Origin of the sequence: Streptomyces cahuitamycinicus (assembly GCF_002891435.1) — a bacterium.
In the GTDB taxonomy this organism is placed as follows: Bacteria; Actinomycetota; Actinomycetes; order Streptomycetales; family Streptomycetaceae; genus Streptomyces; species Streptomyces cahuitamycinicus.
In genome coordinates, this window is the sequence record NZ_POUC01000667.1 from 1 (window position 1) to 2,970 (window position 2,970).

Here is a 2,970-nt window from a genome sequence, read left to right on the forward strand (position 1 = left end):
CACCCCGCCCGTCGGCAGGCTGGGGCGCATGACGACGCACCGTGCCCCCAAGCCAGTCGCCGGCCCGGCCCAGACCGTCGAGCGGGCCGTCACCATAGGGCTGATCCTGGCCGTGCTGGCCGGGCTCGGCTGGATCGCCGGGATGATCTACACCATCGCCGAGTGGCCGCTGTAGGAGGTTCAGCGGGCCGACGCGACGCGGAAGCGGATGCCCGCCGCGCGCAGCCGGTCGATCAGCGCGTTGCCCATCGCCACCGCGGTGGTGACCTGCCCCGCCGTCTTCGGCAGGTCGTCGAAGGCCAGGCACAGCGCGGACTCGGCGAACATCTTGGCCGTCTCGTCGTAGCGGGGGTCGCCGCCCGAGACCTCTGTACGCACCCGCTTGCCGCCGCCTTCGCCCACGAAGCGCACGGAGAACCAGCTTTTCGCCCGCTTCTCGGGGCTCGGCCCGTCCCCGGGCTTCAGGCGGTCCGACAACCAGCGCCGCGCGGGCGGCACCTGGGCCGCCGCGACCAGCGCGCCGACCGCCGCGACCCCGCCCACGGCGACCGGCAGGTGCCGGACGGCCGCGTACTGCCGGTAGCGGAAGTCGGGCCCGTACCGGTCGAGGGCCGACGCCGAGCGCCGCACGATCTGCGGGTCGATGGTCGGCATCGGCAGCGCCCACGCCCCGACCTCCTTGGCGAACCGCGGACCGCCCAGCGGGGCCGACGTCCGCCGGCCCACCAGCCGCGGCTCGTGCCGCCGCCGGTCTCGCGCTGCCGCCGCCATCTGCCGCTGCCGCGCGAACTGGCCGAGCGCGGAGGCGAAGGTCCCGCCCGAGAAGGCCGCGTCGGCGGTCACGAAGCCCTCCACCGACAGCGGCACGTCCTTGGGCAGCTGCTGCACGGTGAAGTACACGCCGAGGTCGTGCGGGACCGAGTCGAACCCGGCGGCGTGCACGAGCCGCGCCCCGGTCTCCCGCGCGCGGGTGTCGTGCCGGACGTACGTCAGGTCCACGAACTCCGGCTCGCCGCACAGGTCCAGGTAGTCGGTCCCGGAGTCCGCGCAGGCGGCGACGAGTTCCTCGCCGTGGGTCACGTACGGGCCGACGGTCGTGGCCACCACGCGCGCGTGCTCCGCGAGGTCGCGCAGCGAGGCCGGGTCGGAGACGTCCGCGCGCAGCACGCCGATCTCCGCCTCGGCGGGCAGCCGCTCCCTCAGCCGCGCCAGCTTCTCCTCGCTGCGGCCCGCGATCGCCCAGCGCAGTCCCTCGGGCGCGTGGGCGGCCAGATACTCGGCGGTGAGCACCCCGGCGAAACTGGTCGCTCCGAAGAGCACGATGTCGTACGGACGGTCCGTCCTGTTTTGCCTGCTCATGACACCCCTCGGTCGTGCAGCCCGTGCCGCTGTCGGTGGCCGAGGCTAGCGTGAGGAGTGCGGAGCCCGACGACGAGCCCGGAGGACGACGATGACCGTGCCCAGGAATGCCCTGAAGAAGTGGGAGAAAGTGCGCGCGTTCGCACTGGGGCTGCCGGATGCCGTCGAGGAGTTCCCCTGGGGCGAGTCCGTCGCGAAGGTCAACAAGAAGGTGTTCGTCTTCCTCGGAGTCCAGGACGGCAGTTACCCCCTGGGGGTGACGGTGAAGCTCAAGGACGAGACGGCGCACGCGCACGCGCTGGCCTGCCCCGGCGCCGAACCCGCCGGATACGGCCTGGGCAAGGCGGGCTGGGTGAGCATCCCCCTGGAGCGGCAGGGCGCCCCGGCCGCGGAGGTGCTCTGCGACTGGGTGGAGGAGAGCTACCGGGTGATCGCCCCGAAGCGGCTGATAGTCGTGCTGGACGGGCACTGACCTCGTCCGGCAGATTGCTAAGCGCTTGCTCGTTCAGGGCTTGTGCCGAGTGGAACACGTTCTTAGCATCACTGGTGTTACATCAGATGTGTCACAGCACTGGGGGCTGGATGACCACGGCAAGGACGCCAGGACACGGCCCGCTCTCCGGCGTGCGCGTCGTCGAGCTGGCCGGCATCGGGCCCGGCCCGTTCGCCGCCATGCTCCTGGCCGACCTCGGGGCCGACGTCGTGCGCGTGGACCGCCCGGGCGGCCCCGGACTCGGCATCGACCCGGCCTGCGACGTCACCAACCGCAACAAGCGCTCGGTGGTCGTCGACCTGAAGGCCGCCGGCGGCCCGGAGCAGGTCCTCGACCTCGTGGCCCGCGCCGACATCCTGGTCGAGGGCTACCGCCCGGGCGTCGCGGAGCGCCTCGGGGTCGGACCCGAGGCCTGCCGCGCCCGCAACCCGCGACTCGTCTACGGCAGGATGACCGGCTGGGGCCAGGACGGCCCGCTGGCGCAGCGCGCCGGGCACGACATCGCGTACATCGCCCCCACCGGCATCCTCGGCATGATCGGCCGCCCGGACGAGCCGCCTTCGGTCCCGGCCAACCTGCTCGGCGACTACGCGGGCGGCTCCCTCTACCTGGTCGTCGGCGTGCTCGCCGCCCTCCACCACGCCCGCGCGACCGGCACCGGCCAGGTGGTGGACGCCGCCATCGTCGACGGCACGGCCCACCTCTCGGCGATGATCCACGGCATGCTCGCCGCCGGCGGCTGGCAGGACCGCCGCGGCGCCAACCTCCTGGACGGGGGCTGCCCCTACTACGGCACCTACGAGACGGCGGACGGCCGGTACATGGCCGTCGGCGCCCTGGAGCCGCAGTTCTACGCGGAGTTCCTGACCGTCCTCGGCATCGAGGGCCGGGCCGCCGCGCGCAAGGACATCGCCCGCTGGGACGAACTGCGCGAGGAAGTCGCCGCCCGCTTCAAGAGCCGCACCAGGGACGAGTGGACGGCCGTCTTCGACGGCACCGACGCGTGCGTGGCGCCCGTGCTGTCGCTGCGCGAGGCCCCGCACCACCCGCACCTGGCCGCCCGCGGCACCTTCACCGACCACGGCGGCATCACCCAGCCGGCCCCGGCCCCCCGCTTC

General features: G+C 73.5%; 4 protein-coding genes. 3 read left to right on the forward strand and 1 reads right to left on the reverse strand.

Annotated features, from left to right (window positions below; genetic code table 11):
• Window positions 1-28 precede the first annotated feature (28 nt).
• Window positions 29-175, forward strand: a complete 147-nt coding sequence (mmpA, locus tag C1J00_RS48140) for a morphogenic membrane protein MmpA (RefSeq protein ID WP_180989885.1) — start codon at window positions 29-31, stop codon at window positions 173-175.
• A 5-nt stretch (window positions 176-180) separates the two neighbouring features.
• On the opposite strand, the gene C1J00_RS41295 is transcribed toward mmpA, so the two are convergent.
• Complete coding sequence (locus C1J00_RS41295) at window positions 181-1,359, reverse strand: saccharopine dehydrogenase family protein (protein ID WP_102913960.1); 1,179 nt, start codon at window positions 1,357-1,359, stop codon at window positions 181-183.
• Between the two features lie 91 nt (window positions 1,360-1,450).
• On the opposite strand from C1J00_RS41295, the gene C1J00_RS41300 reads away from it, so the two are divergent.
• Window positions 1,451-1,831 (forward strand): MmcQ/YjbR family DNA-binding protein, encoded by a 381-nt coding sequence (locus C1J00_RS41300; protein ID WP_102913961.1) that lies wholly within the window; start codon window positions 1,451-1,453, stop codon window positions 1,829-1,831.
• Between the two features lie 110 nt (window positions 1,832-1,941).
• Window positions 1,942-2,970 (forward strand): CaiB/BaiF CoA transferase family protein (locus tag C1J00_RS41305; protein ID WP_102913962.1); only part of this gene is annotated, 1,029 nt, incomplete at its 3' end.

Bases quoted from the DNA above. Each gene is read 5' to 3' on its own strand.
- mmpA (WP_180989885.1), top strand. From the start codon at position 29: ATGACGACGCACCGTGCCCCCAAGCCAGTCGCCGGCCCGGCCCAGACC.
- C1J00_RS41295 (WP_102913960.1), bottom strand. From the start codon at position 1,359: ATGAGCAGGCAAAACAGGACGGACCGTCCGTACGACATCGTGCTCTTC.
- C1J00_RS41300 (WP_102913961.1), top strand. From the start codon at position 1,451: ATGACCGTGCCCAGGAATGCCCTGAAGAAGTGGGAGAAAGTGCGCGCG.